The organism is Pseudomonas sp. NFACC32-1, assembly GCF_900101215.1.
GTDB lineage: Bacteria > Pseudomonadota > Gammaproteobacteria > Pseudomonadales > Pseudomonadaceae > Aquipseudomonas.
Genome location: NZ_FMUL01000044.1, coordinates 1 through 1,970 on the forward strand (window position 1 = coordinate 1; position 1,970 = coordinate 1,970).

Sequence of the window (1,970 nt, forward strand, 5' to 3'; positions counted from 1 at the left end):
TAGCCGTTGTTGATCACCAGTCGGTTGATCGCCCGATGCGGCACCAGCACCCCCTTGGGAGTGCCGGTGGAACCGGAGGTGTACATGATATAGGCCACCGCTTCGGTGCTCTGGGGCAGATCGAGGTCGACACAGGTTTCATCCACCTCCATGTGACCCAGGTCCACCCGCAGAGGACCCGCAGGAACCTTCTGACCTTTGCGGGCCAGGACCACCTGCGCTCCACTGTCGTCGACCATGAACTGCTGGCGCTCCAGCGGCGCGCCGATATCCAGCGGCACATAGACGGCGGCACACTTGAGCACCGCCAACTGGCCGACCAGCAGCTCGATCGAACGCCCCAGCCCCAGCGCCACGCGGTCCCCGGGCTGCACGCCCAGGCCTGCCAGATGGCGCGCCAGGCCGTTGGCCCAGGCGTTGAGCTCGCTGTAGGTCAGGCAACGCCCATCCTGCACAGCGGCGATGGCGTGTGGACGAGCCTCGGCCTGGGCTTCGAACAACCCATGGACGGTCCGATTCTGCGGATAAGGACGCATGGTCGCATTGAAACCCGCCACCACCTGCCGACGCTCGGCAGCCGGCAGTATCGCCAGACGGTTCAACGGCGTCGACGGCGCCAGCTCCAGGGACTCCACCAGGGTTTCCAGGGCAATGTGCATGTACTCGCAGACCCGTTGCGCGCCGATCCGTGGCACCGCCAGCGCGGTCAGGTGGAAATCGTCGCCCAGGTCGTCCACCGACAGGGTCAGCGGGTAATTGGTGCGTTCTTCGTTGCTCAGGGTCTCGATGCCTTCCCAACCGGCCAGGGCCTGGCTGGAATCCGCGAGGCCGGCGCTGTGACGATAGTTGAGCAAGGCGCTGAACAGCGGCATGGGCGCAACCACGCCACTGCAACGCTGTGCCAGGGCCAGGGACGCGTGTTCATGGCCCAGCAGGCCGGTCAATCGCGCGTGGGTGGCTTCCACCCCTTCACGCACGCTTTGGATGCCCACTTCCACTCGCAGGGGCAAGGTGTTGATGAACATGCCCAGGGCCCGGTCAGCACCGTCCCCGCCTTGCATGCGCCCCATCAGTACGGTGCCGAATACCACGTCGTCCTTGCCGGACACGCGGCCCAGCAACTGTGCCCAGGCCAGGTGAACCAGGCTGGCAGCGCTGACACCCAACTGCCGCGCCAGGACCCGTAGGCGCTGGCTCAACGCCGTGTCGACAGGCCGCCGGGCTTCCTCGATATCCCGCCCGTCACCCTGCACGTCCCGTACACCGAACGGCAGGGTCGGCTCGTCGATATCGCCGAGCATCTCGCGGAAGAAGTGTTCGTGCTCCTGTTCGCTCACGCCCAGGCACGCCTGCGCCACATAGTTGCGATAAGGCACTGCCGCCGCCAGCGGAGCGGTCTTGCCCAACAGATGCGCCTGCATCTCGTGCTGCACCACTTCCATGGCCGTGTGGTCCAGGGCCATGTGGTGGAAGAGCAACACCGCGACCCAGCGTCCCCTGGCCGCGTCTTGCGCGTAAGCCAGCCGCAGCATGGGGGCACGGGTGATATCGAGACGGTAATGCCGCGGGTCGAAGCGGGCCTGCAACTGCGAGGCGATATCCCCCGCCGCGTCGGCCAGCGCCACCTCTTCCACCACCAGTCGGGCTTTACGCCAGACCACCTGCACCGGTGAGTCGAATCCTTCCCAGACCACGCTGGTGCGCAGGATGTCGTGGCGATCGATGACATGCTCAAGCGCATCGACGAAAGCCGTCAATCGGTCACGATTGTGCAGTTCGAAGAGTATTTTCAGTACATAGGGGTCGCCCTGCTCGGCGGTCAGGTGGTGGTAGAGGATGCCTTCCTGCAGCGGCGCCAGCGGGTAGATGTCCTGTACGTTGCGTGCGCCACCGGGCACCGTGGCCACGATCCGGTCAATGGTTGGCTGATCAAGCGCTACCAAGGTGAGCATGTCCGGGGTGATCTGCAC

1 pseudogene is annotated in these 1,970 nt (G+C 65.3%); it reads right to left on the reverse strand.

Features of this window, described 5'->3' with window-relative positions:
- Window positions 1-1,964, reverse strand: a pseudogene (locus tag BLP99_RS26020) (condensation domain-containing protein); the annotation flags it as partial.
- Between the last annotated feature and the right edge of the window lie 6 nt (window positions 1,965-1,970).